Here is a 25,867-nt window from a genome sequence, read left to right on the forward strand (position 1 = left end):
CACCGCGCCTCAGCGTGCACGAATCGCGCGTCGCACTTCGGCGACCACGCGCTCCGGGTACTCCACGAGGTCCAGCCACGTGAACCGTAAAACCTGGTACCCCGCCAACGCGATCGCGTTCTGCTTGCTCCGGTCGCGCTGGAAGACGTCGGCGTCGGTATGGAACGCGAAACCGTCGATCTCGATGGCGACCTTGGCTTCGCGGAAGACGACGTCGACTTCATAGCCGGCAATGCGCTGATTGGTTCGCCAACCCGTGATGCCCGCCGCGCGCAGCAGACGTCCCATCACGCGTTCGGCCTCCGAGCGTGCCCCGTCGTCGGCTGCCTGCAGAAGGCGTCGTGCCGCCGGCGACCCGTGCCGGCCCTTGTTCCGTAGGTGCGCCGTCCACAGGGCACCTAGCTGCGTATGGCGTTGCAGCGCCTGATCCATCAGCTGGGCTCCGCCACCTCGCCGGACTGCTGCCTCCACGACGGTGAGCGGCAGGACGGTGACGCGAAGACCGTTGCGCTCGGTGACGTCGGCAGGCCGCAGATCGCGGCGACGCAGACGCGTGCCCGAGCGCTTCGTGTGGTTGCTGACCCGCGGCACGGTGACCTCGACGACGTCGGGCGCGAACTTCGTGAGGTGCAACCACCACGCGGCGGCGAGCCCACTCGCCACGGCCCGTTCGCCGTTTCCCCATACCGCGGCCCGGATCCTCGCGGCGTCGGTGAAGGGACGATCGTCGACGAAGTACACGCCCATCGAGCATCGCCGCCAGTGCCCGGACTTGACGAGGCGATTCACCGCATACCGGCTGAGCCCGCAGGATCGCGCCTGGCCAAGCGTGATGACGCCGTCGTGGTCGCGTAGGAAGTCGTCAAGCACACCTCAACAGACGCGACGGCCGCCTCCCCGGTTCCATCCCCAGCGATTCGTGCACGTTGAGGCGCGCCTGCCGCAACGGAGCGTGCACAAATCGCGCGGTTACTTGCGGCGGCGGGCGAGGCCTGCGCTGCGCAACTCGAGGTCGGCGAGGCCGCGGATTGCGATCGCATCGTCGCGCCGCCACGCTCCCACCGGATCGATGCTCACGGCCGCGAGCTTGCCCAGCGGCCGGTTGGCCAGCGCGCGCAACGCCAGCAGCTGCTCGCCCGCGGGGGTGGCGGCCAGGGTTAGCGACGTCCACTTGCGCCGGGCGAACCGCACCCGCAGGAACAGCCACGGCATCGCGATGAACAGGATCGGCGGCGCGGCGACGGCCAGGCCCAGCACGACCGCCAGCCAGGTCGCGGTCGTGTCGAGGTTGGCCCCGGCGCCTGCGATGCCCAGTGCGGCCTCGCTGGCTGCGCGCAGCGGTTCGGCCAGCGCGTCGCCGACCAGCGGGAAGTCGTCGGCGTTATCACCGGCATCGCTGAGGTTGCCCGCGACGCCGTTGGCGCCCTCGTTCACCTGCCTGCCGACTTCGGCGATCGTCGCGACGGCGGAGTGCACCGCCAGCCCGATCGACACCCAGATGGCACTCCACAGCAGCACCACGATGTCGCTGACCAGCTGGCGGGCGAGACGGACCGGGGTGGTCGCGTACGGCACATAGCGAGAACTCATGCCCTGATCCCAACAGATAGTGTTGCCGAATGCGCCCAGCTCTGAGCGACTACCAATTTCTGGCCAGCGGGAAGGTTCGCGAGCTCTACCGCATCGACGCCGACCACCTGCTGTTCGTGGCGAGCGATCGCATCTCGGCCTACGACTTCGTGCTCGAGAGTCAGATCCCCGACAAGGGCCGGATCCTCACCGCGATGAGCGTCTTCTTCTTCGACTACCTGCAGGCGCCCAACCACCTGGCGGGTCCGCCGGACGACGAGCGCATCCCCGCCGAGGTGCTCGGGCGTGCGCTGGTGGTGCGCGAGCTGGAGATGATGCCCGTCGAGTGCGTGGCCCGCGGCTACCTCACCGGCTCGGGCATCATCGACTACCGCGCGACGGGACAGGTGTGCGGCATCCCGCTGCCCGCCGGGCTGACCGAGGCCAGCAAGTTCGACCAGCCGCTGTTCACGCCCGCGACCAAGGCCGACCTCGGCGACCACGACGAGAACATCAGCTTCGACCGCGTCGTGGACCTGGTCGGTGCCGACCGGGCCGCGCAGCTGCGTGACGCCACGCTGAGCATCTACTCCCAAGCCGCCGACCATGCCTTGAGCAAGGGAATCATCATCGCGGACACCAAGTTCGAATTCGGCCTCAACCCCTCGGGCGAACTCGTCCTCGCCGACGAGGTGTTCACGCCGGACAGCTCGCGCTATTGGCGGGCCGACGCCTACGTCGAGGGCCAGGTGCAGGAGAGCTTCGACAAGCAGTTCGTGCGCAACTGGCTCACCGGCCCGGAGTCCGGCTGGGACCGGCACGGCGACGTGCCTCCGCCGCCGCTGCCACCGGACGTGGTCGATGCGACGCGGGCACGGTACATCGAAGCCTACGAACGCATTTCGGGGTGCAAGTTCGACGACTGGATGGGAGCCGCATGACCGGCACGACACCACCGATCGCCAAGCGCGTCGAGCACCGCCGCGAACACCACGGTGACGTCTTCGTCGACCAGTACGAGTGGCTGCGCGAGAAGGCCAATCCCGACGTCATCTCCTACCTCGAGGCGGAGAACGCCTACACCGAGGAGCAGACCGCCGTCCTCGAACCGCTACGCCAGCGGATCTTCGACGAGATCAAGGCGCGCACCAAGGAGACCGACCTGTCGGTGCCGACCCGGCGCGGCGACTGGTGGTACTACGGCCGCAGCTTCGAGGGCAAGCAGTACGGCGTGCAATGCCGGTGTCCCGTCGCCGATCTAGACGACTGGACCCCACCGGTCTTCGACGAGGACACCGAGGTGCCCGGCGAACAGGTGTTGCTCGACGAGAACGTCGAAGCGCAAGGGCACGACTTCTTCTCGCTCGGCGCGGCGTCGGTGACGCTGGACGGTCACACGCTGGCGTACTCGGTGGACGTCAAGGGTGACGAGCGGTACACGCTGCGCTTCCGCGATCTGCGCACGGGGCAGACGTACGACGACGTGATCGAGGGCATCGGGGCGGGCGCCACGTGGGCTGCCGACAACCGCACCGTCTACTACGTCACGGTCGACGAGGCGTGGCGGCCCGACACCGTGTGGCGGCATCGCCTGGGCGCGGGACAGCCGGGGGAAAAGGTCCATCACGAACCCGACGAACGGTTCTGGATCGGCGTCGGCCGGTCGCGCAGCGACAAGTACTTGTTCATCGCCGCGGGCAGTTCGATCACCTCCGAGATGCTGTATGCCGACGCAACCGATCCGGACGCGACGTTCAGGTCGATCCTGCCGCGGCGGGAGGGGATCGAGTACTCGGTGGAACACGCGGTCGTCGGCGGCGAGGACCGCTTCCTGATCCTGCACAACGACGGCGCCGAGAACTTCACGCTGGTCGAGGCGCCGGTCAGCGACCCGACGGCATTCCGCACGCTGATCGAGCACCGCGACGACGTCAGGCTCGACGGCGTCGACGCGTTCGCGACCCAGTTGGTGGTCAGCTACCGCAGCGAGGCCCTACCGCGGATTCAGCTGTGGCCCATCTCCGCCGACGGCGACTACGGCCTGGCCGAGGACATCACCTTCGACACGGAGCTGACGTCGTCGGGTCTGGCGGGCAACCCGAACTGGGCGGCGCCGCGGCTGCGGGTGGCCACGACGTCGTTCGTGGTGCCGCTACGGATCTACGACATCGACCTCGCGACCGGTGAGCGCATCCTGTTGCGCGAGCAGCCGGTGCTGGGCGACTACCGGCCGCAGGAGTACGTCGAGCGCCGCGACTGGGCGGTCGCCGAGGACGGTGCCCGCGTCCCGGTGTCGATCATTCACCATGCGGGCGTTGAGTTTCCGGCCCCCGCGCTGATCTATGGCTACGGCGCCTACGAGTCGTGCGAGGATCCGCGGTTCTCGATCGCCCGGCTCTCGCTGCTCGACCGCGGCATGGTGTTCGTGGTCGCCCACGTGCGCGGTGGCGGCGAACTGGGCAGGCAGTGGTACGAGCAGGGCAAGCTGCTGAACAAGAAGAACACGTTCACCGACTTCATCTCCGTCGCACGGCATCTCGTCGATACCGACGTCACTCGGGCGGAGAACCTGGTGGCACTCGGCGGTAGCGCGGGCGGTCTGCTGATGGGCGCGGTGGCGAACATGGCGCCGGACGCGTTCGCGGGCATCCTGGCGCAGGTCCCGTTCGTCGACGCGCTCACCACGATCCTGGACCCGTCGCTGCCGCTGACGGTCACCGAGTGGGACGAGTGGGGCAACCCGCTCGCCGACCCGGACGTCTACGAGTACATGAAGTCCTACTCGCCGTACGAGAACGTCGAGCCGAAGCGCTATCCGGCGATACTGGCGATGACGTCGCTCAACGACACGCGGGTGTACTACGTCGAACCGGCCAAGTGGGTTGCCGCGCTGCGTCATGCGAACGTCGACTCCGTATTGCTCAAGACGGAGATGTCGGCGGGCCACGGCGGCATCAGTGGACGCTACGAGCGGTGGCGGGAGGCTGCGTTCCAGTACGCCTGGGTGCTAGCCACTGCCGACCGCGACCGCCATGGCAGCGGCCAGGTAGACGACCTCCTCGGCGCTCCGAACGCCTAGGCGCGACGACATCGACGCCGGCGGGTTCGGCATCCTCGACGCGTAGACGTTGGCGGGGAACATCGCCAGCATCAGGGCGAACAGGCACGACGCTGCCGCGACGCGGGTCGGCGGGTACAGCAGGCCAACCGCTCCGACGAGTTCGAGCACCCCGGTCACGGCGACGAGCAGCGCGGGCCTGGGCAGCCGGGGCGGGACGATGGCGATCATGTCGCGCCGCATCCCCGGCGTGAAGTGCGCGATTCCCGTCATGGTGAACATCAGCGCCAGGCCCACCGCGATGGCCTGCGGCCAGCCGTCGACGTAGTCGAGGCCGAGCCATCCGGCGACGCGCGCTCCGAGCGTCCCCACGGCCAGGGCAGTCAACACGGCCACGACGACCTCCTCATCTAGACACTGACAAGTTCGGATCGTACCGATGATCTGTCCACTGTCAAGATGGGTGTCTATGCTGGGCTGATGGCGAAGGACTCCTACCACCACGGCGACCTCAAGGCCGCGATCCTCGGCCAGGCGGCGGCACTGGTCGCCGAACGCGGTGCCGACGGCATCTCGCTGCGCGAACTGGCGCGCGTGGCCGGGGTTTCCCACGCCGCACCGGCACACCACTTCACCGACCGTCGCGGCCTGTTCACCGCACTGGCGGCAGAGGGGTTCAGGCTGCTCGCGGCCGCACTCACCGACGCCAGGCCGGAATTCATCGACGCCGCAAAGGCCTACGTCCGCTTCGCCCTCGACCATCCCGGCCACTACGAGGTGATGTTCGACAAGTCCCTTTACGACGCCGCCGACCCTGGACTCGTCGAGGCGGAGGCGGCCGCGTCGGCCGAACTGGCCCGCGGGGTCGCCACGCTGACCGATCCCAAGGCCGAAGCCGACCCGGAGGCCGCTGCGCTGGCGGCCTGGTCGCTCGTGCACGGCTTCGCGCTGCTGTGGCTCAACGGGGCGACCGACACCTCCGGTGACCCGATCGCCACCGTGGAGCGGCTGGCAGCCATCCTCTTCGACCGGTGTTAGCGTCGAGGACGTGACCTCGCCCACGATCCTCGACATCCCACTGACCACGCTCGACGGCAAGCCCACGACATTGCGCGAATTGTCCGGCGGCGCAACGCTCGTCGTGAACGTCGCGTCGAAGTGCGGGTTGACGCCGCAGTACACCGCGCTCGAGAAGCTCGCCGAGGGCTACGCCGCACGCGGCCTCGCGGTCGTCGGCGTGCCGTGCAACCAGTTCATGGGTCAGGAACCAGGAACCGCCGAGGAGATCGCCGAGTTCTGCTCCAGCACCTACGGGGTGACGTTCCCGCTGCTGGCCAAGACCGACGTGAACGGCGACGGCCGACACCCGCTGTACGCGGAGCTGACCAAGGCCAACGATGCCGACGGCCAGGCAGGCGACATCCAGTGGAACTTCGAGAAGTTCCTGGTCGGACCCGACGGCAAGGTGGTCAACCGCTTCCGCCCGCGCACCGAACCGGACGCGCCCGAGGTCATCAACGCCATCGAGGCCGTCGTACCCAGCTAAAGACGTCAACTCCTGCCCACGTGTCCGTCACCGTCGTGACACCTGGCGTTGCCATACTGCGGGCATGGCTGGACAACTGATCGTCTCGATCTCCGGCGTCAGGGACCGCACCCTGGCCGACGTCGAGGCCTTTCGCGCCGACCTCGACCGACGGCACGTCCCCGCGTCGTACCTGGTGGCGCCGCGTCGCAAGGGCGGCTACCGCCTCGACGCCGACCCCGAGGCCGTGCAATGGCTGACCGACCGGCGAGCCGGCGGTGACGCCATCGTCATGCACGGCTACGACGAGGCCGCGACCAAGAAGCGACGCAGCGAGTTCGCCACGCTGCCCGCACACGAGGCCAATCTGCGTCTGATGGGCGCCGACCGCGTACTCGAGCACCTCGGCCTGCGCACCAGGCTGTTCGCCGCACCGGGCTGGACGGTCTCGCAGGGAGTCGTGACCACGCTGCCGCGCAACGGCTTCCGGCTGCTCGCCGGTGTCGACGGAGTCACCGACCTGGTCCGCAGCACCACGTCGCGGGCCAGGGTGCTCGGCATCGGCGAAGGATTCCTCACCGAGCCGTGGTGGTGCCGGACACTGGTGCTCTCGGCCGAACGCACCGCGCGTCGCTCCGGCACGGTCCGCATCGCCGTCGCAGCGGGGCAGCTCAAGCGGCCAGGACCCCGGCAGGCGGTGCTCGACGCCGTCGAGCTGGCACTGATGCACGGCTGCGTGCCGGCGGTCTACCAGTGGGATGCCAAGCCGGCGCTCACGGACGCCGCCTGAGCCAAGCGGGTTACCGTGGCGTCCATGGGTGACGCTGACGTGATCGTGGTGGGCGCCGGTCTGGCCGGGCTGGTGGCGGCGTGCGAAGTGGTCGACGAGGGCCGATCGGTCCTCATCGTCGACCAGGAGAACGCCGACAACCTCGGCGGCCAGGCGTTCTGGTCGTTCGGCGGGCTGTTCTTCGTCGACAGTCCCGAACAGCGCAGGCTCGGCATCCGCGACAGCCGCGAACTGGCCCTGCAGGACTGGATGGGCAGCGCCGGCTTCGACCGCCCCGAGGACTACTGGCCCAAGCAGTGGGCGAACGCCTACGTCGACTTCGCCTCCGGCGAGAAGCGCAGCTACCTGCGCGAGCGGGGTCTGCAGACCTTCGCCCTGGTGGGCTGGGCCGAACGTGGCGGGTACGACGCCCGCGGACACGGCAACTCGGTGCCGCGGTTCCACATCACGTGGGGCACCGGACCCGGGATCGTCGAGGTGTTCTCACGCAAGCTGGTCGGTCACCCCAGGGTGCGTTTCGCCTACCGCCACCGCGTCGACGAACTGGTTGCCGAGGGCGGTGCGGTCAAGGGCGTGCGGGGTGCCGTGCTGGAACCGTCGTCCGCGGCGAGGGGCGAGCCGTCGTCGCGAACTCCGATGGGCGAGTTCGAGTTCCGCGCCGACGCGGTCATCGTCGCCAGTGGCGGCATCGGCGCCAACCACGACCTGGTCCGCAAGAACTGGCCGCCGCGCATGGGTCGCGTGCCCGAGCAGCTGCTGTCCGGGGTGCCCGCGCACGTCGACGGCAGGATGCTCGGAATCAGCGAGGCGGCGGGCGCCCACATGATCAACGCCGACCGGATGTGGCACTACACCGAGGGCATCACGAACCACGACCCGATCTGGCCGCGGCACGGCATCCGCATCCTGCCGGGGCCGTCGTCGCTGTGGCTCGACGCGACCGGCCGGCGGCTGCCCGCGCCGCTCTACCCGGGCTTCGACACGCTTGGCGCGCTGGAGTACATCGCGAAGACCGGCCACGACTACACGTGGTTCGTACTGAACGCGCGCATCATCGCCAAGGAATTCGGCCTGTCCGGCCAGGAGCAGAACCCCGACCTCACCGGTCGCAGCGTGCGCGACGTACTGGCCCGCATCAAGCCCGGCGCGCCCGGGCCCGTGCAACGCTTCGTCGACCGCGGCGTCGACTTCGTCAGCGCCGACACGCTGCAGGAGCTGGTCGCCAAGATGAACGCCGTCCCGGACGTCGAACAGCTCGACTACGCCGTGGTGGCCGAGGAGGTCACCGCCCGCGACCGAGAGGTGGCGAACTCCTACACCAAGGACAGTCAGATCACCGCGATCCGCGGCGCCCGCAAGTACCTCGCCGACCGGGTCAGCCGCGTCGTCGCACCGCACCGCATCACCGACCCCAAGGCCGGGCCGCTGATCGCGGTGAAGCTGCACATCCTGACGCGAAAGTCGCTGGGCGGGTTGGAGACCGACCTCGATTCCCGCGTGCTCAAGGCCGACGGCTCGGTACTCGACGGGTTGTACGCCGCCGGTGAGGCAGCCGGATTCGGCGGCGGCGGCGTGCACGGCTACCGCTCGCTGGAGGGCACGTTCCTCGGTGGGTGCGTGTTCTCCGGCCGCGCAGCGGGCCGGGCGGCAGCGCGCGACACCGCCTAGGGCATGTCGATGGTCGTCGTCACCGACACCATCTGCGGCGTCGGTGGCGCTGACGAGAAGCCGAACCGCACCGGCGGGTCGAGGGCGTCCACTCCGCCGAGTTCGACGCCGCGGAACCGTCCCTCGACAGTCGTGATGCGCCGGGTCCTGCGCACCCCGTAGTACTCGCGGCGGCCGTTGCCCGCGCTCCCCGCCGTTTGAACGCCCGAAACCAGGCGAGAGGCAACGGAATTGATGGCACGCAGCCACCACGGGGCACGTGACAGCGGAGCAGGCACCAGCCGGAGCAGCCAGTCGAACGGTGCGGGCCCGCCCAGGCTCGCCGACACCTCGAGCCCCGGCGCGCTGACGGTGAAGCCGTCCGCGGCGTGGTCGACCGTCACGACGCCCAGGTCGGTGCGGTCGAAGCTGTAGGTGCTGGAGACGAACTCGGCCACCTCGGCGCTCGGCGCGAGCAGGGTGCGCTCACCGTCGGGTGTCTCGACCATGACGTCGGCGAACCGGCCGAACGGCGACTCGAGCCACGATCCGACCACGAACCGGACGCCCGAGCGCGTGCCGAATCCCGCGATGTGGCCGGTGAATACGAGCCGCTGACCGGCTCCCACTAGAACTGGGTGTCCTTCTCCTCGTCGAGCACCTGGAAGTCGGTGTCGGTCATCTCTGCCAGGCGCCCGTAGTAGATGCCGCGGGCCTCCTTGGCGACGACGGCCTGATGGATCGGGACCGCGCGGGTCGGCGCCACGGCACGCAGGTAGTCGACGGCCTCGGAGATCTTCATCCACGGTGCCGCGGCAGGCGTCGCCAGCACGTCGACCGGTTCGCCGGGAGTGAACAGCGCGTCGCCCGGATGCATCAGCCGAGCGGGGTGATCACCGTCACCGACCAGGTAGGAGATGTTGTCGATCGTCGGCAGGTCGGGGTGGATCACCGCGTGCGTGCCGCCCACGCCCCGCACCGCGAGGTGACCCACGGTGAAGGCGTCACCGGCGTGCACTGCCGTCCACGCATCGCCAAGCTGCGCGGCCGTCATCGGGTCGGCATACAGCTTGGCCTGCGGATTCGCGTCGAGCAGCGCGGGCAGCCGCTCCACGTCGGCGTGGTCGGGGTGCTGGTGTGTGACCAGGATCGCCGACAGTCCGGTGATGCCCTCGAAGCCGTGCGAGAAGGTGCCAGGGTCGAACAGGACCGTGGTGTCCCCACCGTCGCCGTCGGGGAAACGGGCAAGCAGGCAGGAGTGGCCGAAATGCGTCAAGTGCATGAGTCCATTGTGCCGCCGGTAGAGTCGTGCACGACCAATCTTCACCAGACAGGAGCCGCCGTGGCCCGCGTGGTAGTGCACGTCATGCCCAAGGCCGAGATCCTCGACCCGCAGGGACAGGCCATCGTCGGCGCCCTCGGCCGTCTCGGCCACGTGGGCATCTCGGATGTCCGCCAGGGCAAGCGTTTCGAACTCGAGGTCGACGACAGCGTGACCGACGCCGCGTTGACCGAGATCGCCGAGTCGCTGCTCGCCAACACCGTGATCGAGGACTTCGAGGTCACCCGGGAGCGCCAGTGAGTCCCAAGGTCGGCGTCATCACCTTCCCGGGCACGCTCGACGACATCGACGCCGCCCGCGCCGCCCGCCTCGCGGGTGCCGAGCCGGTGAGCCTGTGGCACGCCGACGCCGACCTCAAGGGCGTCGACGCCGTCATCGTTCCCGGTGGGTTCTCCTACGGCGACTACCTGCGCGCCGGGGCGATCGCGAAGTTCGCGCCCGTGATGGGCGAGATCGTCGAGGCCGCCAACAAGGGCATGCCGGTGTTGGGGATCTGCAACGGTTTCCAGGTGCTCTGCGAGACCGGTTTGCTGCCTGGCGCGCTGACCCGCAACGCCAACCTGCACTTCATCTGCCGCGACGTCTGGCTGGAGGTCGCCTCCAACGGGACCGCGTGGTCGACCCGGTACGAGGAGGGCGCCGACGTGCTGGTGCCGCTGAAGTCCGGCGAGGGTCGCTACCAGGCGTCCGACGAGGTGCTCGACGAACTCGAGGGCGAGGGTCGCGTCGTGTTCCGCTACCGCGAGAACCTCAACGGCTCGCAGCGCGACATCGCGGGCATCAGCTCGGCCAACGGTCGCGTCGTCGGCCTGATGCCGCACCCCGAGCACGCCACCGAGGCGCTGACCGGGCCGTCGGACGACGGCCTCGGCATCTTCTACTCGGCGCTCGACGCGGTAATGACCGCCTAGGGCGCCAGCGCGACCGACGCCTCGGCCGTGTAGCTCAGGAACGTCATCGTCTCCTGCAGGTAGAGCGAGACGGTGTCGGCGTCGTGCGACAGGTAGCCGATCGAGACGTCGCTGCCCAGCCGGAGGTCGAAGTCCCCGCCGCGGGTGGACAGCACGAACGCGCCGTCGATCGCCGGCGCCCAGATGATCTCGCCGTCGATCAGCCGGTTCAGGTGCTCGCGGATCGGATAGCCGTGCTCGGTGGTCTCGCTTACCCGGGTGTACGCGTCGGCCGACAGCAGCACGCAGTAGGGGCCGTCGACGCCTGCGAGCCGCAGCGACGACAACGCCTGGGCGATGACGTCGGGGATCTCGCGCGGGTCCTCCGGAAGGGACAGCGCGGGATTAGAACTCGTCTTGCGGATGCCGTCGATCGACGCAGCCGGGTAGCCCTCGAAGATGGCGCGGTCCTCCGCAAAGGCCAGCTGCCTGGCGGCCTCCTTCACCGCATCCCAGTCCGAGTCCTGCGAGCCACGTTCGACGTCGTCGACGTCGGTCCTGCGGACGGTGAACGGCACCCGCAGCCGCACCAGCGGCCTGCTCTCCCGCAGGTGCGCGACGACGCCGTCGCCCGGGGGCGCCACCTCGAGCAGATGCCCGGTGCCGACGGCCGCGGCGGCCGGTCCGCCCGGGGTGCTGACGTCGACCACGCGGCGTCCGGCGATGTGCCGCTTGAACGTTCGGGTGGCCTCGGTCTCGATCTCGGCCCACGCCTCGTCGGTTATCGGCGCCAGCTCGCGGTAGAGGTTGTTCATCGGGGTGTTCCTTTCAGGCTGCCGATCGACAGGGAACCGGAGGGGGCTTCGGTGGCGTCCGCGCCTGGCAGCGGCGGCGGGTCGTTCAGGAAGTCGAGGGTCGGGGTGAAGAACAGCGTGCCGGTGACCGCGGTCGAGAAGTCGAGGATGCGGTCGGTGTTGCCGGGCGGGTCGCCGAGGAACATGTTGCGCAGCATCCGTTCCGTCACGGCAGGGGTGCGCGAGTATCCGATGTAGTACGTGCCGAATTCGCCCTTGCCGATCTCGCCGAACGGCATGTTGTGCCTTAGGATCTTCAGCTCGGTGCCGTCGTCGTCGGTGATGACGTTCAGGGCGAGATGGGAGTTCGCCGGCTTCACGTCGTCGTCCGACTCGATGTCCTCGAGCTTGGTCCTGCCGATCACGCGTTCCTGTTCCTCGACCGACAGCGCCCGCCACGCAGCCATGTCGTGCAGGTAGCGCTGCACGTGGACGTAGCAGCCGCCGGCGAAGTCGGGATCCTCGTCGCCGATTTGGGTGGCGCTGAGCGCAATCGGCCCGTCGGGATTCTCGGTGCCGTCGACGAACCCCAACAGGTCGCGGTTGTCGAAGAACTTGAACCCGTGCACCTCGTCGACGATCGTGATGGCGCCCACCATGGCCTCGGCGATCCGGCTCGCGAGTTCGAAGCAGACGTCCAGGGATTCGGCGCGAATGTGGAACAGCAGATCGCCCGGCGTCGACGGTGCGTGGTGCCGCGGACCCGACAGCGCCTCGAACGGGTGCAGTTCGGTGGGCCGGGGTCCGGTGAACAGACGGTCCCAGGCGTCCGACCCGATCGACGTGACCACCGAGAGGTGCTTGGTCGGATCGCGAAACCCGATGGCGCGCACCAAGCCCGAGATGTCGCCGAGCGCGTCGTGCACCGTCTGCTCGCCGCCATCGTCGATGACCGCGACGAGGAAAATCGCTGCCGGGGTGAGCGGCGCCAGCACCGGCTGCGGAACAAGATCAACCACACGAGGACAGTAGCGCGGGATTGGCCCGGAACAGCGGTCGGAAGCCGAAGATGGCGGCTAGCCCCCAGAGGGTCTGCCGACGACCCCCAACCGCTGTCGGCGAGCGTGCGTGAACTCGGGTTGAGGCGCGGCGTGTCGCCCGCAGACACGCACGCTCGCCGGGGGAGGGGTGAAGATGGAGCGATGGCAGCCAGTCCCCAGAGTCTCTGCGACTTCATCGACGCGTCGCCGTCGCCGTTCCACGTGTGCGCGACGGTCGCGGCCCAGCTGCGGGACGAGGGCTTCACCGAAGTGGCCGAAGCCGACGCCTGGCCGTCGGATGACGGCGGCTACTTCACCGTCCGGGCGGGCTCGCTGGTGGCGTGGCGGGCGGGGGAGGCCGCGACGCCGTTCCGCATCGTCGGCGCGCACACCGACAGCCCGAACCTGCGGGTCAAGCAGCATCCCGACCGGGTGGTCGCCGGGTGGCGCGTCGTGGCGCTGCAACCGTACGGCGGGGCCTGGCTGAACTCCTGGCTCGACCGCGACCTGGGCATCAGCGGGCGCATCTCGTTTCGGGACGGCGGCACCGGCGGGCAGGAGCGCAGCGACTCGGGGAGGAGATACCGAGTCGAGCACCGGCTGGTCCGCATCGACGACCCGCTGCTGCGCGTTCCGCAACTCGCGATCCACCTCTCCGAGGACCGCAAGGGCGTCGAACTCAACCCGCAGCGTCACCTCAACGCCGTGTGGGGCTCGGGCGACGGCGTCGGCGACTTCATGGGCTACGTCGCCGAGCACGCCGACGTCGACCCGGGTGACGTGCTGGCCGCCGACCTGATGACCCACGACCTGACCCCTTCGACGCTGATCGGCGCCGACCGCGACCTGGTGAGCGCGCCACGGCTGGACAACCAGGGCACCTGCTACGCGGGGCTCGAGGCGTTCCTCGCCGCGCAGCCGGGGGACTGCGTTCCGGTGCTGGCGCTGTTCGACCACGAGGAGGTGGGGTCGACGTCCGACCACGGTGCGCAGTCGGATCTGCTGTCGACTGTGCTCGAACGGATCACCCTCGCGGCGGGCGGGAGCCGTGAGGACTTCCTGCGGCGACTGTCCGGGTCGATGGTCGCCTCGGGTGACATGGCGCACGCCACGCACCCGAACTACCCGGACCGGCACGAACCCGGTCACCTGATCGAGGTCAACGGCGGGCCGGTGCTCAAGGTGCAGCCGAACCTCCGCTATGCGACCGACGGCCGCACCGCCGCGGCGTTCGCCCTGGCCTGCGAGCAGGCCGGCGTGCCGATGCAGCGCTACGAGCACCGCGCCGACCTGCCGTGCGGGTCGACGATCGGGCCCATGACCGCCGCGGGCACCGGCATTCCGACCGTCGACGTGGGCGCGGCCCAGCTGGCCATGCACTCGGCGCGCGAACTCATGGGTGCCGACGACGTGCGCTCATACTCCCTCGCATTGCAGGCCTTCCTGTCACCGGGCTGAGTTAGCGTGCCCGCATGTCCCTCGACATCGAGATGATCACGTTCGACTGCACCGATCCCGACGCGCTCGCAACCTGGTGGGCAAGCGCGGTCGGCGGCGAACTCCAGGCCGTCGCACCCGGCGAGTTCGTCATGGTCGCCCTGGACAAGGGGCCGCGCCTGGGCTTCCAGCGGGTGCCCGATCCCACACCCGGCAAGAACAGGGTGCATCTGGACTTCCACGCCGCCGATCGCGAGGCGGAGGTCGCCAGACTGGTGGCGGCCGGGGCGACCGAGACGGGCCGCAACAGCTTCGGACCGGAGTTCGAGTGGGTGGTGCTCTCCGACCCCGAGGGCAACGCGTTCTGCGTCGCGGGGCAGTAGACCGTCGCTGGTTCGTTCGGCGACGGTTCAGCACCTAAACTGTCTTCGTGACGTCCGGGTTCAGCCACACCGCCCCTGCAGTCGACACCGTCGGCCCAAGTTCAATCGTCGACTCCGTCGACCGCGCAGCCCGTTCTCCAGAACAACCCCAGCCCTTCCGCGAACTCGGTCTCAAGGACGACGAATACGACCGGATCCGCGAGATCCTCGGCCGTCGCCCCACCGACGCAGAACTCGCGATGTACTCGGTGATGTGGAGCGAGCACTGTTCCTACAAGTCGTCGAAGGTGCATCTGCGCTACTTCGGTGAGACCACCACCGAGGCGATGCGCACCTCGATGCTCGCGGGCATCGGCGAGAACGCCGGCGTCGTCGACATCGGCGACGGCTGGGCCGTGACTTTCAAGGTCGAGTCGCACAACCACCCGTCCTACGTCGAGCCGTACCAGGGCGCGGCCACCGGCGTGGGCGGCATCGTGCGCGACATCATGGCGATGGGCGCACGCCCGGTCGCGGTGATGGATCAGCTCCGCTTCGGTGCGGCCGACGCCCCCGACACCCGGCGCGTCCTCGACGGCGTGGTGCGCGGCGTCGGCGGTTACGGAAACTCCCTGGGACTGCCCAACATCGGCGGCGAGACCGTGTTCGACCCGAGCTATGCGGGCAACCCCCTGGTGAACGCACTGTGCGTCGGCGCGCTGCGCAAGGAGGATCTGCACCTGGCGTTCGCCTCGGGTACCGGCAACAAGATCATCCTGTTCGGTGCGCGCACGGGTCTCGACGGCATCGGCGGCGTGTCGGTGCTGGCGTCGGAGACCTTCGGCGGCGACGAGGGCGAGGGCCCCGGCCGCAAGAAGCTGCCGAGCGTGCAGGTGGGCGACCCGTTCATGGAGAAGGTGCTCATCGAGTGCTGCCTCGAGCTGTACGCAGCCGGTCTCGTGATCGGCATCCAGGATCTCGGCGGCGCCGGGTTGGCTTGCGCTACATCGGAACTCGCTGCAGCCGGTGACGGTGGCATGTCGATCGAGCTGGAGAAGGTGCCGCTGCGCGCCAAGTTCATGACCCCCGCCGAGGTGCTCTCCAGCGAGTCGCAGGAGCGCATGTGCGCTGTCGTCGCACCGGAGAACGTCGACGAGTTCATGGCGGTGTGCCGCAAGTGGGAGGTGCTCGCCACGGTCATCGGCGAAGTCACCGACGGCGACCGGCTGGAGATCACCTGGCACGGCGAGACCGTCGTCGACGTCCCGCCCCGCACGGTCGCGCACGAGGGGCCGGTGTACGAACGCCCGGTGCAACGTCCCGACACCCAGGACCGGCTCAACGCCGACACCTCGGCGCACCTGCCCCGCCCGGCCACCGGTGAGGAACTGCGCGCCACGCTGCTCGAGATGATCGGCAGCCCGCACCTGTGCAGCCGCGCGTTCATCACCGAGCAGTACGACCGCTACGTCCGCGGCAACACCGTGCTGGCCGAACACGCCGACGGTGGCGTGCTGCGCATCGACGAGAAGACCGGACGCGGGATCGCCGTGGCCACCGACGCCTCGGGCCGCTACACCGTGCTCGACCCGTACACCGGCGCGCAGTTGGCCCTGGCCGAGGCCTACCGCAACGTCGCGGTGACCGGCGCGCAGCCCGTCGCCGTGACCAACTGCCTCAACTTCGGGTCCCCCGAGGACCCCGGCGTCATGTGGCAGTTCTCCCAAGCCGTGCGCGGGCTCGCGGATGGCTGTGCAGCCCTTGGCATCCCGGTCACCGGCGGCAACGTCAGCTTCTACAACCAGACCGGCACGACGCCGATCCACCCGACCCCGGTGGTCGGGGTGCTCGGTGTCCTCGACGACGTGAAGCGCCGCATCCCGACCGGCCTCGGCAGCGAGCCGGGCGAGACGCTGATGTTGCTCGGCGACACCCGCGACGAGTTCGACGGCTCGATCTGGGCGCAGGTCACCGCCGACCACCTCGGTGGGCTCCCGCCCAAGGTCGACCTCGAGCGCGAGAAGCTGCTGGCCGAGGTGCTCGCGTCGGCGTCGCGCGACGGACTCGTCTCGGCTGCGCACGATCTCAGCGAGGGCGGCCTGATCCAGACCGTCGTCGAGGCCGCGCTGGCAGGCGAAACGGGTTGCCGCATCATCCTTCCCGAGGATGCCGACCCGTTCGTCGCGCTCTTCTCCGAATCCAGTGGCCGCGCGCTCGTCGCCGTCCCACGCACCGAGGAGAGCCGTTTCCGCGCGATGTGCGAGGCGCGTGGACTGCCCGCCACCCGGATCGGCGTCGTCGACGACGGCAGCGACGACGTCGAGGTGCAGGGCCAGTTCACCATCGGTCTCGACGAACTGCGACGTACGTCGGAGGGTGTGCTGCCCGGACTGTTCGGGTGAGACCCCCGGCCCACACCCGACACCCCCTTCTGGTCTGGGCCTGGGGACTGATCCGACTCGACTTCGTCGGCGTCGGCTTCGGTGCACTGTTCTTCTGCCTGTCGCTCACGCCGTCGCTGCTCCCGCGGGACTGGTTGTTCCAGGGTCTGATCGGCGGCACCAACGCCGCGATCGGCTACGCCATCGGCGTGCTGGTCGGAAAGGCGGTGCGCCGCTTCGTCCTTCGTGGCCGCCGGTGGTGGCCACCGCCGCAGCGGATCCTCACCGCGCTGAAGGTCGCCACGGTGGCAACAGCCATCGGCGCGTCGCTGCTGATGCTGATCCCCGCGGCGGGGTGGCAACGCCAGGTGTCGGCGCTGATGGGCATCGAGGGTCCCGAGACGCCGGCCTACCTCCGCACGCTGATGGTCTCGGTGCTGGTCGGCGGAGCCTGCGTTGGCGCCTCCCGCGTGCTGCTCGACGCGGTCAAGGTGCTGGCGCGGATGATCATCCGGCGCTGGCACCTGCACAGCGAGGTGGCGCAGTTCATCGGCGCGGGCATCGTGGTGGTGCTGCTCGTCATGCTCGTCAACGGCGTGCTCTACCGCGGCTTCCTGGCCGGGGCCAGCGTCGTGTTCCAACCGCAGAACTCGACCACCCGCGACGGGGTGGCTCAGCCCACCGCGCCCGAGAGGTCCGGCAGCCCAACGTCCTTCGCGCCGTGGGACACGCTCGGCTTCCAGGGCCGCAACTTCGTCGCCACCGGACCGGACCTCGACGCGCTGGTCCGGGTCAACGGCCGGCCCGCCAAGGAGCCCATCCGGGTCTACGCCGGGCTGCAGACCGCCGACACCGATGCCGCGCGGATGGACGTCGTCATTCGGGAGCTGGACCGCACCGGCGCGTTCGATCGCCAACTGCTGGTCATCATCCCCACCACGGGCACGGGCTGGGTCAATCCGGTGGCGGCCCGCGCCATCGAGACGATGTACAACGGCGACACCGCGCTCGTCGGCGTGCAGTACTCCTACCTGCCGAGCTGGATCTCGTTCCTCGGCGACCGGGAGAAGTCGATCGAGTCGGGCCGCATGCTGATCGACGCCGTGCACGACCGCTGGCAGCAGCTGCCCCCCGATCGGCGTCCCAAGCTCGTCCTCTACGGCGAGAGTCTGGGCTCGATGGCAGGCCAGGGTGCCTTCGGGTGGCTACCCGACATCGCGGCCATGGACTTCTCCGCCGTGCTGTGGGTCGGCCCGCCGCACGAGAGCCCGCTGTGGAGCGGCCTGGTCGCGCGCCGCGACCCGGGCACCCGCGAGGTCGAGCCGCGCTACGACAACGGGCGCACCGTGCGCTTCACCCAGGCCCCCGACGCCGACGACATCGCACGGATCGCCGAACCCCGCTGGGACGGCACGCGGGTGCTGTTCCTGCAGCACGCATCCGACCCCATCATCTGGTGGTCGCCGAATCTCCTGTTCTCCCGCCCGGATTGGCTCGTCGAGGCACCGGGCGCGGATCGGACCGCCTCGATGCGCTGGTACCCGATCGTCACCTTCTGGCAGGTGAGCGCGGACATGACCAACGCCTCGGGAGTGCCCGGCGGACACGGGCACAACTACGGCGACTCGGTGCTCGACGGCTGGGCCGCCGTCATCGCACCCGACGGGTGGACCGCCGAGGACACCGAACGGGTCCGCGGCTCCCTCGAGGAGTCGCGGGCCGTCGACGGACCCGAGTACTGATGCGCAAGGCGGGGGCGCTCGCCGTCGCACTGGTCGCGTGGAGTGGCCTCGTCGGACCGAGACTGCCGCCACGCGCCAGGCTGCTGGTGCACGGGGCCCTCGCCGGTCTGTTGGTCCGACGCACCGGAGCACCGCTCGGGCTGACGCCGACCGATCTGTGGCGCGGCGTGGGCCTCGGGCTGCCGGTCGCCACCGCGGTGTCGGCGGCGGTCGGCGCGTCGACCCTGGCGCCGCCGGTGCGGCGCGGCATGGCGGCCCGGGAACTGCCCGACTCGGTACCCGAGTGGCTGCTGGCCCACATTCCGCTGGGCACGGTGTGGAGCGAGGAGGCGGCCTACCGCGGTGCGCTCGGCACCCTGGCGGCCGATGCGATGGGAGCCCGGGCAGGCCGGGTACTGCAGGCGACGGCGTTCGGCCTCTCGCACGTGTCCGATGCGCGCGCCGCCGGGGAGCCCGTGCTGGGCACCGTCCTGGTGACCGGCGTGGCGGGCTGGTGCTTCGGCTGGCTGTACGACCGGACCGGCAGCCTCGCCGCCCCGATGCTCGCGCACCTCGCCGTCAACGAGGCCGGCGCGGTGGCTGCGGTGTTGGTCCGGCGGCCGCGCTAGACGTCGCGGGCGTCGGCCTGCAGCCGGTGCGGTGGAGTGTCGACGTCGTCGATGCCGAAGCCGATGATGCGCGTCGGCGTGATCCGGATGATCGCGGTGTCCAGCGCGTCACCGTTGGGTTCGGTTGCTGCAGTCGGCATTTCGACCTGCTCGGCCGTGCCGCGGATCTCCAGGCAGCGGACCCGCCACGGATCGCGCGAGGCGATGTCGTCGACGACGAACGCGACGTTCGGGTTGACGGCGATGTTGCGGTACTTGCGACTCTTCGACATCTGGTAGCCGACGATGTCGATGGTGCCCAGGTCCGCGTTGTAGCTGAACCCCACGGGGCTGTTCTGCGGCGTCCCGTCAGGCTTGATGGTCGCCAAGCGGCCGAGGTCGGCCGACGTCATGTACTCGATCTCGTGCGGGCGGAAGGTCATGGATCCGAACGTAGAACCTCAAGCGAAGTTGACGTCAAGGCCTTGCGACACTGGAGTCATGCCCGCTCGCCGTCCCGCGGACCCGACCAAGACCCGCGCCGCCGTCACCGCGCTCGCCACGTGGCTGCGCGACCCCGGCGCACCGGCACCCGACCGCCCGGCCCTTGCCGAGGCAGTCCGCCTCACCGCCCGCACGCTCGAGGACACCGCACCCGGTCACAGCGTGGAGGTGCGGGTGCCGCCCTTCGTCGCCGTGCAATGCATCGAGGGGCCGCGGCACACCCGTGGGAACCCGCCCAACGTGGTCGAGACCGACCCGCGCACCTGGCTGCTGCTCGCCGCCGGCATCCAGACGATGGCCGACGCGGTCGCCGCCGGGACCGTGCTGGCGTCCGGATCCCGGGCCGGCGAGATCGCCGACTGGCTGCCGCTGGTGACGCTCGACTGAACTGCGGCGAACTTCACACCCGCGGTTCGGGGCAGCCAGGAATGGCGACACGCGGTCGGAGTGTTGAACACGCCGACGAAAGAGGCGACATGCGCGCCCGATTCCGCCTCAGGCGCCGGTTGTCCGTAGACTGACGTCGTCACCCACAGCCCCCAGGGAGCAGCCTCATCGTGACCGACGAGCAGCCCGCGCAGGACGAGAACGAACCCCGCGAGGAGTGTGGCGTCTTCGGCGTCTGGGCTCCCGGTGAAGACGTGGCGAAGCTCACGTACTACGGCCTCTATGCCTTGCAGCACAGGGGGCAAGAGGCCGCGGGCATCGCCGTCGCCGACGGATCCCAGGTCCTGGTCTTCAAGGACCTCGGTCTGGTGAGCCAGGTGTTCGACGAGCAGACGCTCGCCGCGATGGAGGGCCACGTCGCCATCGGGCACTGCCGCTACTCCACCACCGGATCCACCACGTGGGAGAACGCGCAGCCGGTGTTCCGCAACACCGCCGCGGGCACCGGGGTGGCGCTCGGCCACAACGGAAACCTCGTCAACACCACCGAACTCGCGGCCCGTGCGCGCGAGGCCGGGCTGGTCAACACCCGCGGTGCCGCCTCGGCCACCACCGACTCGGACATCCTCGGCGCGCTGCTCGCCCACGGTGCCGCCGACTCGTCGCTGGAGCAGGCCGCCCTCGAACTGCTGCCCACCGTGCGCGGGGCGTTCTGCCTGACCTTCATGGACGAGAACACCCTCTACGCCGCCCGCGACCCGCACGGTGTCCGCCCGCTGTCGCTCGGCCGCCTCGACCGCGGCTGGGTCGTCGCATCGGAGACCGCGGCGCTCGACATCGTCGGCGCATCGTTCGTCAGGGACATCGAACCGGGCGAACTGCTCGCGATCGATGCCGACGGCGTGCGCTCGACGCGCTTCGCCAACCCGACGCCCAAGGGCTGCGTCTTCGAATACGTCTACCTGGCCCGTCCCGACAGCGTCATCGGCGGACGATCGGTACACGGCACCCGCGTGGAGATCGGCCGCAGGCTCGCCGCCGAGAAGCCCGTGGACGCCGACCTCGTCATCGGCGTGCCGGAGTCCGGCACCCCGGCCGCCGTCGGCTACGCCCAGGGATCCGGGATCCCCTACGGCCAGGGTCTGATGAAGAACGCCTACGTCGGCCGCACCTTCATCCAGCCGTCGCAGACCATCCGTCAGCTCGGCATCCGGCTGAAGCTGAACCCGCTCAAGGAAGTCATCCGCGGCAAGCGGCTGATCGTCGTCGACGACTCGATCGTGCGCGGCAACACCCAGCGGGCGCTGATCCGGATGCTCCGCGAGGCAGGCGCACTGGAGGTACACGTGCGCATCGCCTCGCCGCCGGTGAAGTGGCCGTGCTTCTACGGCATCGACTTCGCGACGCCCGCCGAACTCATCGCCAACGCGGCCAGTAACTCGGCCGACGAAGAGGAGATGCTCGATGGCGTGCGTCGGGCCATCGGCGCCGACACCCTGGGCTACATCAGCTCCCAGGGCATGATCGCCGCGACCGAGCAGCCCGCGTCGAGGCTGTGCTCGGCGTGCTTCGACGGCAACTACCCGATCGAACTGCCCGGCGAGACTGCGCTCGGCAAGAACGTCATCGAGCACATGCTCGCCACCGCGGCGAAGACCGGCATCCCGCTGCAGGCGACCAACGACAACGCCTCCGCGCTGCGCCGTCCCTGAGCGGAATCGCGAAAGCCGTTACGCCGTAGGCGAACTGAACCGCATGATGCTCTTGCGTCCCCGGACGCCCGCGGTGCCGTCCTGTTCCAGGGCCTCCTTGACGGACTGGACGTACGGCGTGAGACCACCTGGCGGCGGCGGGATGACGGCATCGATGTCGTGTTCGTGCATGATCGCGTCGCACTCCAGGGAGTGCACCAGCGGACGGGCCAGGCCCGACGGGATCGGCGTGACCAGCCCGACCCACCAGCTCGCGATCGTCGGCGTCAGGAACGGCACGCCGACGATCAGACGCCTGCGCAGCCCGGCGGCGTCGGCGTAGACCTGCATGGCATCGCCGTACTCGAGCACGTCCGGGCAACCGACGTCCCACGTCCGCGACTCCGGGACGTCCGCCACGGCCGCCTCGGCGAGGTAGTACAGCACGTCGCCGATCGCGATCGGCTGGATCTTGTTGTGCACCCACTTCGGCGCCGTCATCACCGGCAGCCGGTCGGTCAGGTGCCGGATCATCTCGAACGAGGCCGATCCCGACCCGACGACGATGCCGGCCTGCAGCACCAGCGTCTCGATACCCGAGGCGATCAGCTTGTCGCCCACCGCCGTTCGCGAACGCAGGTGCTTCGACAGGTCGGCAGTGTTCGGCGGATGCAGGCCGGATAGGTAGACGATCCGCTGCACGCCGGCACGCTTGGCGGCGACGACGACGTTGTCCGCCGACATCGCTTCCTCGCGCTCGAAGTCCTTGGACGTGCCCATCGAGTGCACCAGGTAGTAGACGACGTCGACGTCGGTGAACGCCTCGGTCAGCGAGTCGGGGTCACCCAGGTCGCCCTTGGCGACCTCGATGCGATTCCGCCACGGGGTGTCGTCGAGCTTGCCGGGCGTGCGGGCCAGCGCGCGGACGGTGTGTCCACGGTCCAGCAGCTCGGGTACCAGATTGCCGCCGACGTAACCGGTCGCACCGGTCACCAGGCAGCGGCGGGCGTTCACATCCGACACCGGTCCTCCATCCGTCGTTACCGCTTGGAAAGGTATTCGGAGCGGAACCCCGACCGGATGACCGCAAACGGGTCTACTCAAACGGGCAACCGGGGTTGGGTGCGTCCGTTGCCAGTGGAGCGTCGGCCGGGCCGATGTACAAGACCCACAGCACCACGGGGTCGGGACCGAGGTTGCGACCGATGTGGACCTCGCCGGGACCGGACCCCTCGGTGATCGGCGCGCCCGCCGGGTAGACGCCGTCGCTGGAGCAATCGGCCTTGTCATGGGTGAGGGTGCCTGCCCGCACCAGCCCGAACACCTGGACTTCGTGCCAGTGCCATCCGGTGCTGCCGCCCGGAGCGATCGTGAGTTCCCGCGTCACGTACTGCTGGCCGTCGACGACCGACTGGGCGAGCGTCCGGGCCTCTATCCCGCGGTTCGGCGACGCCTGCACCGCCCCGGCCGACCCCAAAGATGCGAGCAGCATGGCCGCTCCTGCCCCTGCCGACCAGCGAAGTCCGTTCACGAGGCACAGCGTGACACAGCCGGTGGACCGGTGGAGGTGGTCTTGGCGGTAACCTTGGGCGCGATGACGAGCAAGGGTCGGCCGGCCAACAACGACGGCGCCTCCTATGCCGCGGCGGGCGTTGACATCGAAGCGGGGGACCGCGCGGTCGAACTGTTCAAGCCGTTGGCCAAGCGTGCGACGCGGCCGGAGGTGCGCGGCGGCCTCGGCGGCTTCGCAGGCCTCTTCGCCCTGCGCAACGACTACCGTGAGCCGCTGCTCGCGTCGTCCACCGACGGCGTGGGCACGAAGTTGGCGATCGCCCAGGCCATGGACAAGCACGACACCATCGGGCTCGACCTCGTCGCGATGGTCGTCGACGACCTCGTGGTGTGCGGCGCCGAGCCGCTGTTCCTGCAGGACTACATCGCCGTAGGCCGCACCGTGCCCGAACGCGTCGCAGAGATCGTCTCGGGCATCGCCGAGGGCTGCGTGATCTCCGGCTGCGCACTGCTCGGCGGCGAGACCGCCGAACATCCCGGGCTGATGTCGCCCGATCACTACGACGTGTCGGCCACCGGCGTCGGAGTCGTCGAGGCCGACGACGTCCTGGGACCCGAGCGGGTCAAGCCGGGCGACGTGCTGATCGCCATGGCCTCGACCGGGCTGCACTCCAACGGCTACTCACTGGCGCGCAAGGTACTGCTCGAGATCGACCGGATGGATCTCGGCGGCCACGTCGAGGAGTTCGGCCGCACGCTGGGCGAGGAGCTGCTAGAGCCCACCCGGATCTACGCGAAGGACTGCCTGGCGCTGGCCGCCGAGACGCAGGTCCGCACGTTCTGCCACGTCACCGGCGGCGGACTGGCGGGCAACCTCGAACGGGTGGTGCCCAACGGCCTGGTGGCCGAGATCGACCGTGGGACGTGGACCCCCGCCCCGGTCTTCGGCATGATCGCCCAGCGCGGACGCATCGAGCGCGCAGAGATGGACAAGACCTTCAACATGGGCGTCGGAATGGTTGCCGTCGTGGCGCCGGAGGACACCGACCGCGCACTGGCCATCCTGACCGCCCGGCACATCAAGTGCTGGACGCTCGGCACGGTCATGAAGGGTGCAAAGGGAGAATCGCGCGCCCAACTCGTCGGGCAGCATCCACGATTCTGAGAACGGGCCCGGTGAGAACCAAGGCCCGCGACGGGCGCTAGCGGCGCCAGTCGTCCTCGTCGGTCCAATCATCCACTGCGGCGGGTACGTCACTACCGTTGTGGTCGGGAGCGTGCGACAGCTCGCGCTGTAGCTGGGTGAGATCGGTCTGCGGAGAGCTGTACTTCAGCTCACGAGCGACCTTTGTCTGCTTTGCCTTTGCTCGGCCACGGCCCATGAGGGACCCCCTCGCGCAATAACGGAGCGGCCTGATCATCAGGCGGCTCCGATCTGAGTGTGTTTATCGTCCTGACAGCACCTTACCGTGCCCGCTGGTTCTGTGCTGGCAGGCCCGGCCCCACGAACGCCGTAGGGCCATGCGGTGTCAACGCGTTCGGCCGCGCAGGCGTTCCACGGCGAGTCGTCCCGCACCGACGTGGTCGTTGGACGGCACCGAATCGGGGTCCATCACCGCGGCAACCGAGACCTCGCCGCCGGTCGTCAGCTCGGTGTCGACCGGCAGGCCCCGCTTGACCAGCGCAAGTGCGACGGGCCCCTCGTCGACGTGGTCCACCACCGTCCCGAGCCGGCCGACCGCCCGGCCGCCCGCGAGCACCGGGTCACCCGGCGCCGGCCGGTCCGCGGAGCCGTCGAGCTGCAGCAACACCAGCATGCGCGGAGGTTTGCCCAGGTTGTGCACCCGCGCGACGGTCTCCTGGCCGCGGTAGCAACCCTTGTCGAGGTGTACGGCCCCCTCGCCGGGCCCGCCGATCCACCCGATCTCGTGCGGGATGGTGCGCTCGTCGGTGTCGACGCCGAGCCGGGGCTGCAGAGCCGTCACGCGATGCGCCTCGTAGGTCCACATGCCTGCTGGTCGAGCGCCTGCGCCGACCATCCGGTCGCGCCACTGGGCGGCCTGCTCGCGCGGCACCACCAGGTCGACCTCGACCGCGGCCAGACGGCGCACGAAGCCGCCCCCGGCCAGCGGTACCGCCGACCAGGGTGCAGGCAGTTCGGCGAGTCCGAGGGCATCGAGCACCTCCGGCCCGTCGACCTTGGGGCCGAGCAGCGAGAGCACGGCCAGGTTCGCAGGCTCCACCACCACCTCGGCCCAGAAGATCATCTTGCGCAGGAACGTCAGCAGCGGCTCGCCGCGGTCGCGCTCGGTGTCGATGAACGTGACGCCGTCGAGGTCGACCTGCAGCCAGTGATCTTCCACACGTCCCTGGCCGTCGAGGCTCGAATTTTCGGTCACCACCCCGTCGCTCAGGCCGCTGACGTGCTGGCTCGAGATGGTGTGCAACCACGTCAGCCGGTCCTTGCCGGACACCTGGAGCACCGCGCGATGCGAACGGTCGATCACGACCAGACCGTGCGTCGCGGAGCGTTGCTCGCCGAGCGGGTCGCCGTAGTGCCACACGGCGCCTGCGTCGGGACCGGAATCTGGTGCGCCAACTGCGGACAT

General features: G+C 69.6%; 28 protein-coding genes. 16 read left to right on the plus strand and 12 right to left on the minus strand.

Annotation, left to right across the window (positions count from 1 at the left end):
• Positions 1-9 precede the first annotated feature (9 nt).
• Together G6N61_RS24160 and G6N61_RS24165 are read right to left on the minus strand one after the other, a co-directional pair.
• Positions 10-870 carry a type IV toxin-antitoxin system AbiEi family antitoxin domain-containing protein gene (locus G6N61_RS24160; RefSeq protein WP_163922162.1) on the minus strand — a complete coding sequence of 287 codons (861 nt, stop codon included), beginning with the start codon at positions 868-870 and terminating at the stop codon, positions 10-12.
• A gap of 99 nt (positions 871-969) precedes the next feature.
• Positions 970-1,590, minus strand: coding sequence for a hypothetical protein (locus G6N61_RS24165; protein WP_163922165.1), 621 nt, complete (start codon positions 1,588-1,590; stop codon positions 970-972).
• A 29-nt stretch (positions 1,591-1,619) separates the two neighbouring features.
• Between G6N61_RS24165 and G6N61_RS24170 the strand changes: the two genes are divergently transcribed.
• Positions 1,620-2,510 (plus strand): phosphoribosylaminoimidazolesuccinocarboxamide synthase, encoded by an 891-nt coding sequence (locus G6N61_RS24170; RefSeq protein WP_163922168.1) that lies wholly within the window; start codon positions 1,620-1,622, stop codon positions 2,508-2,510.
• A complete protein-coding gene (locus G6N61_RS24175; RefSeq protein ID WP_163922170.1) occupies positions 2,507-4,648 on the plus strand; it encodes a S9 family peptidase in 2,142 nt (713 codons plus the stop codon). The genes G6N61_RS24170 and G6N61_RS24175 overlap by 4 nt, the downstream gene beginning before the upstream one ends.
• Here the strand turns inward: G6N61_RS24175 and G6N61_RS24180 are convergent.
• Positions 4,577-5,023 (minus strand): DoxX family protein, encoded by a 447-nt coding sequence (locus tag G6N61_RS24180; RefSeq protein WP_163922173.1) that lies wholly within the window; start codon positions 5,021-5,023, stop codon positions 4,577-4,579. The genes G6N61_RS24175 and G6N61_RS24180 overlap by 72 nt on opposite strands.
• A gap of 84 nt (positions 5,024-5,107) precedes the next feature.
• On the opposite strand from G6N61_RS24180, the gene G6N61_RS24185 reads away from it, so the two are divergent.
• From G6N61_RS24185 to G6N61_RS24200, 4 genes are all read left to right on the plus strand, one after another.
• Entirely contained in the window at positions 5,108-5,665 is a 558-nt protein-coding gene (locus G6N61_RS24185; protein ID WP_163922176.1) for a TetR/AcrR family transcriptional regulator, read from the plus strand.
• A gap of 10 nt (positions 5,666-5,675) precedes the next feature.
• On the plus strand, positions 5,676-6,173 hold the full coding sequence (locus G6N61_RS24190) for a glutathione peroxidase (protein WP_163922179.1): 498 nt from the start codon (positions 5,676-5,678) through the stop codon (positions 6,171-6,173).
• Positions 6,174-6,237: 64 nt separating this feature from the next.
• Entirely contained in the window at positions 6,238-6,942 is a 705-nt protein-coding gene (locus G6N61_RS24195; protein WP_163922182.1) for a DUF2334 domain-containing protein, read from the plus strand.
• A 24-nt stretch (positions 6,943-6,966) separates the two neighbouring features.
• Positions 6,967-8,610, plus strand: coding sequence for an FAD-binding dehydrogenase (locus tag G6N61_RS24200; RefSeq protein WP_163922185.1), 1,644 nt, complete (start codon positions 6,967-6,969; stop codon positions 8,608-8,610).
• Here G6N61_RS24200 and G6N61_RS24205 read toward each other — a convergent pair.
• Positions 8,607-9,218, minus strand: coding sequence for a hypothetical protein (locus tag G6N61_RS24205; RefSeq protein WP_163922188.1), 612 nt, complete (start codon positions 9,216-9,218; stop codon positions 8,607-8,609). The two genes, G6N61_RS24200 and G6N61_RS24205, sit on opposite strands and share 4 nt — an antisense overlap.
• Positions 9,218-9,871 (minus strand): MBL fold metallo-hydrolase, encoded by a 654-nt coding sequence (locus G6N61_RS24210; RefSeq protein ID WP_163922191.1) that lies wholly within the window; start codon positions 9,869-9,871, stop codon positions 9,218-9,220. The genes G6N61_RS24205 and G6N61_RS24210 overlap by 1 nt, the downstream gene beginning before the upstream one ends.
• Positions 9,872-9,931: 60 nt before the next feature.
• On the opposite strand from G6N61_RS24210, the gene purS reads away from it, so the two are divergent.
• On the plus strand, positions 9,932-10,171 hold the full coding sequence (purS, locus tag G6N61_RS24215; protein WP_163922194.1) for a phosphoribosylformylglycinamidine synthase subunit PurS: 240 nt from the start codon (positions 9,932-9,934) through the stop codon (positions 10,169-10,171).
• Complete coding sequence (gene purQ / locus G6N61_RS24220; protein ID WP_163922197.1) at positions 10,168-10,842, plus strand: phosphoribosylformylglycinamidine synthase subunit PurQ; 675 nt, start codon at positions 10,168-10,170, stop codon at positions 10,840-10,842. The genes purS and purQ overlap by 4 nt, the downstream gene beginning before the upstream one ends.
• On the opposite strand, the gene G6N61_RS24225 is transcribed toward purQ, so the two are convergent.
• Complete coding sequence (locus G6N61_RS24225; RefSeq protein ID WP_163922201.1) at positions 10,839-11,636, minus strand: family 1 encapsulin nanocompartment shell protein; 798 nt, start codon at positions 11,634-11,636, stop codon at positions 10,839-10,841. The genes purQ and G6N61_RS24225 overlap by 4 nt on opposite strands.
• Positions 11,633-12,634: a Dyp-type peroxidase gene (locus G6N61_RS24230; RefSeq protein ID WP_163922204.1), complete on the minus strand. Its 1,002-nt coding sequence runs from the start codon at positions 12,632-12,634 to the stop codon at positions 11,633-11,635. Before G6N61_RS24230 ends, G6N61_RS24225 begins: the two co-directional genes overlap by 4 nt.
• Before the next feature lie 183 nt (positions 12,635-12,817).
• Here G6N61_RS24230 and G6N61_RS24235 point away from each other — a divergent pair, with 183 nt between their 5' ends.
• The 5 genes from G6N61_RS24235 to G6N61_RS24255 all read left to right on the plus strand — a co-directional run bounded on the left by G6N61_RS24235 (position 12,818) and on the right by G6N61_RS24255 (position 19,185).
• Positions 12,818-14,113 carry a M18 family aminopeptidase gene (locus G6N61_RS24235; protein WP_163922207.1) on the plus strand — a complete coding sequence of 432 codons (1,296 nt, stop codon included), beginning with the start codon at positions 12,818-12,820 and terminating at the stop codon, positions 14,111-14,113.
• Between the two features lie 14 nt (positions 14,114-14,127).
• Positions 14,128-14,475: a VOC family protein gene (locus G6N61_RS24240; RefSeq protein WP_163922210.1), complete on the plus strand. Its 348-nt coding sequence runs from the start codon at positions 14,128-14,130 to the stop codon at positions 14,473-14,475.
• A gap of 104 nt (positions 14,476-14,579) precedes the next feature.
• On the plus strand, positions 14,580-16,856 hold the full coding sequence (purL, locus tag G6N61_RS24245; RefSeq protein WP_163925078.1) for a phosphoribosylformylglycinamidine synthase subunit PurL: 2,277 nt from the start codon (positions 14,580-14,582) through the stop codon (positions 16,854-16,856).
• On the plus strand, positions 16,853-18,577 hold the full coding sequence (locus tag G6N61_RS24250) for an alpha/beta hydrolase (RefSeq protein ID WP_163922213.1): 1,725 nt from the start codon (positions 16,853-16,855) through the stop codon (positions 18,575-18,577). The genes purL and G6N61_RS24250 overlap by 4 nt, the downstream gene beginning before the upstream one ends.
• Entirely contained in the window at positions 18,577-19,185 is a 609-nt protein-coding gene (locus tag G6N61_RS24255) for an Rv0804 family intramembrane glutamic endopeptidase (RefSeq protein ID WP_163922216.1), read from the plus strand. Before G6N61_RS24250 ends, G6N61_RS24255 begins: the two co-directional genes overlap by 1 nt.
• Here G6N61_RS24255 and G6N61_RS24260 read toward each other — a convergent pair.
• Positions 19,182-19,607 carry a PPOX class F420-dependent oxidoreductase gene (locus G6N61_RS24260; protein ID WP_163922219.1) on the minus strand — a complete coding sequence of 142 codons (426 nt, stop codon included), beginning with the start codon at positions 19,605-19,607 and terminating at the stop codon, positions 19,182-19,184. The genes G6N61_RS24255 and G6N61_RS24260 overlap by 4 nt on opposite strands.
• Positions 19,608-19,665: 58 nt before the next feature.
• Between G6N61_RS24260 and G6N61_RS24265 the strand changes: the two genes are divergently transcribed.
• Positions 19,666-20,055: a sterol carrier family protein gene (locus G6N61_RS24265; RefSeq protein ID WP_163922222.1), complete on the plus strand. Its 390-nt coding sequence runs from the start codon at positions 19,666-19,668 to the stop codon at positions 20,053-20,055.
• A gap of 170 nt (positions 20,056-20,225) precedes the next feature.
• Positions 20,226-21,767 (plus strand): amidophosphoribosyltransferase, encoded by a 1,542-nt coding sequence (gene purF, locus G6N61_RS24270; RefSeq protein WP_163922225.1) that lies wholly within the window; start codon positions 20,226-20,228, stop codon positions 21,765-21,767.
• 18 nt (positions 21,768-21,785) lie between these two features.
• Here purF and G6N61_RS24275 read toward each other — a convergent pair whose 3' ends face one another.
• Positions 21,786-22,769 carry an NAD(P)H-binding protein gene (locus G6N61_RS24275; protein ID WP_235887287.1) on the minus strand — a complete coding sequence of 328 codons (984 nt, stop codon included), beginning with the start codon at positions 22,767-22,769 and terminating at the stop codon, positions 21,786-21,788.
• A gap of 73 nt (positions 22,770-22,842) precedes the next feature.
• Positions 22,843-23,238 (minus strand): cupin domain-containing protein, encoded by a 396-nt coding sequence (locus G6N61_RS24280; protein ID WP_163922228.1) that lies wholly within the window; start codon positions 23,236-23,238, stop codon positions 22,843-22,845.
• Positions 23,239-23,340: 102 nt separating this feature from the next.
• Here G6N61_RS24280 and purM point away from each other — a divergent pair, with 102 nt between their 5' ends.
• On the plus strand, positions 23,341-24,423 hold the full coding sequence (purM, locus tag G6N61_RS24285) for a phosphoribosylformylglycinamidine cyclo-ligase (protein ID WP_163922231.1): 1,083 nt from the start codon (positions 23,341-23,343) through the stop codon (positions 24,421-24,423).
• A gap of 37 nt (positions 24,424-24,460) precedes the next feature.
• Here the strand turns inward: purM and G6N61_RS24290 are convergent, their stop codons facing one another.
• Positions 24,461-24,640: a DUF3073 domain-containing protein gene (locus G6N61_RS24290; protein ID WP_163922234.1), complete on the minus strand. Its 180-nt coding sequence runs from the start codon at positions 24,638-24,640 to the stop codon at positions 24,461-24,463.
• 147 nt (positions 24,641-24,787) lie between these two features.
• Positions 24,788-25,867 (minus strand): CAF17-like 4Fe-4S cluster assembly/insertion protein YgfZ, encoded by a 1,080-nt coding sequence (gene ygfZ / locus G6N61_RS24295; protein ID WP_163922238.1) that lies wholly within the window; start codon positions 25,865-25,867, stop codon positions 24,788-24,790.

The organism is Mycolicibacterium arabiense (assembly GCF_010731815.2).
Lineage (GTDB): Bacteria > Actinomycetota > Actinomycetes > Mycobacteriales > Mycobacteriaceae > Mycobacterium > Mycobacterium arabiense.

Bases quoted from the DNA above. Each gene is read 5' to 3' on its own strand.
- G6N61_RS24240 (WP_163922210.1), top strand. From the start codon at position 14,128: ATGTCCCTCGACATCGAGATGATCACGTTCGACTGCACCGATCCCGAC.
- purM (WP_163922231.1), top strand. From the start codon at position 23,341: ATGACGAGCAAGGGTCGGCCGGCCAACAACGACGGCGCCTCCTATGCC.
- G6N61_RS24235 (WP_163922207.1), top strand. From the start codon at position 12,818: ATGGCAGCCAGTCCCCAGAGTCTCTGCGACTTCATCGACGCGTCGCCG.
- G6N61_RS24195 (WP_163922182.1), top strand. From the start codon at position 6,238: ATGGCTGGACAACTGATCGTCTCGATCTCCGGCGTCAGGGACCGCACC.
- G6N61_RS24265 (WP_163922222.1), top strand. From the start codon at position 19,666: ATGCCCGCTCGCCGTCCCGCGGACCCGACCAAGACCCGCGCCGCCGTC.
- G6N61_RS24255 (WP_163922216.1), top strand. From the start codon at position 18,577: ATGCGCAAGGCGGGGGCGCTCGCCGTCGCACTGGTCGCGTGGAGTGGC.
- G6N61_RS24210 (WP_163922191.1), bottom strand. From the start codon at position 9,871: ATGCACTTGACGCATTTCGGCCACTCCTGCCTGCTTGCCCGTTTCCCC.
- G6N61_RS24280 (WP_163922228.1), bottom strand. From the start codon at position 23,238: ATGCTGCTCGCATCTTTGGGGTCGGCCGGGGCGGTGCAGGCGTCGCCG.
- G6N61_RS24260 (WP_163922219.1), bottom strand. From the start codon at position 19,607: ATGACCTTCCGCCCGCACGAGATCGAGTACATGACGTCGGCCGACCTC.
- G6N61_RS24170 (WP_163922168.1), top strand. From the start codon at position 1,620: ATGCGCCCAGCTCTGAGCGACTACCAATTTCTGGCCAGCGGGAAGGTT.
- G6N61_RS24185 (WP_163922176.1), top strand. From the start codon at position 5,108: ATGGCGAAGGACTCCTACCACCACGGCGACCTCAAGGCCGCGATCCTC.
- G6N61_RS24290 (WP_163922234.1), bottom strand. From the start codon at position 24,640: ATGGGCCGTGGCCGAGCAAAGGCAAAGCAGACAAAGGTCGCTCGTGAG.
- G6N61_RS24225 (WP_163922201.1), bottom strand. From the start codon at position 11,636: ATGAACAACCTCTACCGCGAGCTGGCGCCGATAACCGACGAGGCGTGG.
- ygfZ (WP_163922238.1), bottom strand. From the start codon at position 25,867: ATGTCCGCAGTTGGCGCACCAGATTCCGGTCCCGACGCAGGCGCCGTG.
- G6N61_RS24200 (WP_163922185.1), top strand. From the start codon at position 6,967: ATGGGTGACGCTGACGTGATCGTGGTGGGCGCCGGTCTGGCCGGGCTG.
- G6N61_RS24165 (WP_163922165.1), bottom strand. From the start codon at position 1,590: ATGAGTTCTCGCTATGTGCCGTACGCGACCACCCCGGTCCGTCTCGCC.
- G6N61_RS24175 (WP_163922170.1), top strand. From the start codon at position 2,507: ATGACCGGCACGACACCACCGATCGCCAAGCGCGTCGAGCACCGCCGC.